Source organism: Verticiella alkaliphila (assembly GCF_018904615.1).
Lineage (GTDB): Bacteria > Pseudomonadota > Gammaproteobacteria > Burkholderiales > Burkholderiaceae_B > Verticiella > Verticiella alkaliphila.
Genome location: NZ_JADCNH010000089.1, coordinates 1 through 3,030, shown reverse-complemented (window position 1 = coordinate 3,030; position 3,030 = coordinate 1). Strand labels below are relative to the sequence as shown.

Below are 3,030 nucleotides of genomic sequence, written 5' to 3'. Positions count from 1 at the left end.
TCGATCGCTTCATCTGTAGAACTCCCTGTGCGAGAAAATTCTACTTCTGAATCCCAGGGTTTTTAGGGGGCATTACCTCGTCAGCACCGCACCGGCAAAGATGCGGTTCCAGTGCCAGTCCACGTCGTCCTCCAAGCCCGCGTAGCCGGCCGGGTCGGTGCCCACTAGGTTGTCGAGCGTCAGCGAGACGTGTCGGGCAAGATGATCCGGTTCCACACCACTTGCACGCGGCTCTGCCCGTAGCTGACCTGACTGTTGTAGCGCCCGAGGATGCGCGACCCCTGTGGGATCAGCAGGAACTTGCCGGTGGCCGTGTCATAGACCGGCTCCGTCACGGTGCCGATCACGTCGCCCGGCAAGTCCGACTTGATGCCTGTCACCAGCGCGCCGGCGATCACCGTTCCGGCCATCACTTGATAAGGGGACGCGGGCAGCGCCAGATTGCCGGAATTGCGTGTTTCCGTAGAGCCGGCTTTCAGGAACGCTTCCTTTTGGTCTTGTCGGTTCTGCACGGCGGTCGGGTCGGCAGGCTGCGCCGCCACCGATGCCGGCCCAGCCGCGAGCGGGTCGAAGGCCGCGAGCGCGCTTGCACCACCAGGCACACCCGGCGTCGCCTGTGCCACCGTGGCGGCGGCTTGGCCTTGGCCCCCTGAACGGAAGAACACCGACGAAGCCGCAGCGGCTTCCGCCTCCTTGCGCACGGCATCGTTGGGATCGTGGCCGGGGGCCGCGTAGGCGGCCACGGCCGGCTGCTGCGAATTCACGATGGCAGGGCCGAGGTCGCCCGGCAGCGGCGGCCCCAGCTCGGGCACTTGCGGCGGCAGCTTCGAGTAGTCGGTCGGCAGGCCATCCAGCCCCTCTGATTTCGAGACGCGATCGACGTTGTAAAGCTCGGTTTGCTCGTCGGCGCTGCGCCGCTGCGGTTGCAACGACCAGATCGTGGCGCCGAGCACGGCAACCGACAGACTGCCGACGAGGATGGCCAGCGTGCGTCGGTTCAGGCGCGTGACCGGGCGCGGCTGGGCGCGCAGCACCACCGCCTCGGGCGCGACCTTGCCCGCCTGTGGCGTGGCGAGGTCGGGGGTGTCGTCCTGGCTCATGGTCAATTCCTCCGTGCCACGCCATCCGTGCGCTCGATCCGCACCACGTCGCCCTTGTCGCCGCCCAGGCGCAGCTCTGCCGCGCCAAAGAGGCGATCCACGATGTAGTACGGCGAGCGGAAGCGGTAGTTCACCAGTTGCCCGTCGCCTTCCGGCCCTATTACGAATAGCGGCGGCAGTTCGCCTTGCGCGATGCCGGCGGGGAACTGGATATAGACCTTCTGCCCGTCGTCGAAGGCGCGCAACGGCTTCCACGACGGATTACTGCCGCTGATCGCGTAGCGGAAGCGCAGGTTCTCCAGCGCCAGCCCGGTATCGACCGGCGCGGCGGCGCTGGCCGCCTGCGCCTGACGCTGCAAGGCCAGCATCCGGTCGCGCGGGTACTCCCAGGACACCGATGCCATCCACGTCTTTTCCGTCGAAGCCAGCTCCAGCAGGTACGTCCTGCGGCTGGTGGTGATGACGAGATTGGTCTTGAGGCCCGAGCGAATCGGCTTGACCAGCACGTTCACGCGCAGCTCGGCGCCGCTGCCGCTGGACGTGTCGCCCACGATCCAGCGCACGGTATCGCCGGCGGCCACCGTCACCAGTTCCTCGCCCGGCTGGAGCGAAACCACGGTCACGCGGCCCACGGCCGCATAGACCTGATACAGCGCGCCATCCGTGAAGGGCCACACCTGAATTGCGTTGACGTAGCCCTCGCGCGTGGGCGCGACGCGGGCCTCGGCATTGGCGCGCGAGACTCGCACCTTCTCGTCTGCCGGCTCCGGCGCAGGTTTGGCGTCGTCGGCTTCGGGCAAGGGCTTCAACTGCGCAGGCATCGGCAGCACCTCGGGTACGGCCACCACCTCCACCGGCGCGGGGGGCTCCGGCAGCGGCTGGGCCTGCACCGGCTCATCGAGCGAGATGGTCGGCGGCGGTTTGCCCTGCGAGGCGCAGCCCGCGAGGGCAAGCAGGATCAACGGCAAAGCGGTTTTACGGAAAAGATCATTCATGGCTTGGCTCCTTCGGAAGAATCCAGTTCGCGGCTCCACGACAGGCCGTTGACGTAGATGCCCAGGGGGTTCTTGCGCAGGCGTTCTTCGGTGCGCGGCGGCTGGAGCACGATGGACACGACGGCCGTCCAACGCTCCAGCCCAGCCGCGGCGCCGTTGACGTAGCGGCGTTCCGTCCAGCGCACGTTGAAAGACGTGTCACTAGCGCGCACGACGCTGGTGATCTGCACCGTCACCGACTCCTTGCCGATGCGCGCGAACGGGTCGTTGACCCGCGCGTAATCGTTGAGCACGGCTGCGCCCTTGTCGGTCGTGTAGTCGTAGGCGTCGAGCCAGTTCTGGCGGACGACGATGGGGTCGATGGACAGCGAGCGCACCAGCGTCACGAAGCGCGCGATGTGGTGCGCCGTCTGCGCATCGCCCGGCCGGTACGGCGTGGCGGCTTCACCCACTGCGCGCACCTGGCCCGCGTTGTCCACCTCCACGACGTAGGGCGTGACGATGGACTGCGCCGAGCGCCACACCAGGCCGCCGGCCATCAGCAGCGCGAGCGTCAGGCAGCCGAAGGCCATCAGGCGCCAGTTCTTCGCCTGCACGCGCGGCGAGCCGATACGGTCGTCCCACACCTGGCCGGCAGCTTGGTACGGCGTGGCAGGCTGCGGCGTGTCGGCGTAGCGCACCTGCGGTTTCTTGAATCGCATGGTCAGTTCTCCTTATGAATCGGAATCGCGCAGGCTCGGCCCCTGGCCGGAGCCGCCGCCATCGCCACCGCGGAGCGTGTGGGCGGTGGTGGTCGCGGCCTGGGTGAGTTGCTGGCGGCGTTGCAGCCGCTTGGCCCAGGCGGGCTGCTCGGAGGGCTGTGCAGCGGCAGCGCCTGCGGGGGCTTCGCTGGTGGCGCCTGGCCGGCTGACGCGCCGGCGTCGCCATTCCGAGCC

The 3,030-nt window shown here is 68.2% G+C and carries 2 protein-coding genes and 2 pseudogenes; all 4 read right to left on the bottom strand.

The genetic code is table 11. The annotated features are described in order from the left end of the window. Window positions 1–78: 78 nt before the first annotated feature. Window positions 79–1,100: pseudogene (locus IMZ29_RS22290) on the bottom strand (TraB/TrbI/VirB10 family type IV secretion system protein); the annotation flags it as partial. Window positions 1,101–1,102: 2 nt separating this feature from the next. Next, a complete protein-coding gene (gene trbG, locus IMZ29_RS22285) occupies window positions 1,103–2,095 on the bottom strand; it encodes a P-type conjugative transfer protein TrbG (RefSeq protein WP_216188462.1) in 993 nt (330 codons plus the stop codon). After that, window positions 2,092–2,796: a conjugal transfer protein TrbF gene (gene trbF, locus IMZ29_RS22280; RefSeq protein WP_023121620.1), complete on the bottom strand. Its 705-nt coding sequence runs from the start codon at window positions 2,794–2,796 to the stop codon at window positions 2,092–2,094. Before trbF ends, trbG begins: the two co-directional genes overlap by 4 nt. Window positions 2,797–2,808: 12 nt before the next feature. Next, window positions 2,809–3,030, bottom strand: a pseudogene (locus tag IMZ29_RS22275) (P-type conjugative transfer protein TrbL); the annotation flags it as partial.

Bases quoted from the DNA above. Each gene is read 5' to 3' on its own strand.
- trbG (WP_216188462.1), bottom strand. From the start codon at position 2,095: ATGAATGATCTTTTCCGTAAAACCGCTTTGCCGTTGATCCTGCTTGCC.
- trbF (WP_023121620.1), bottom strand. From the start codon at position 2,796: ATGCGATTCAAGAAACCGCAGGTGCGCTACGCCGACACGCCGCAGCCT.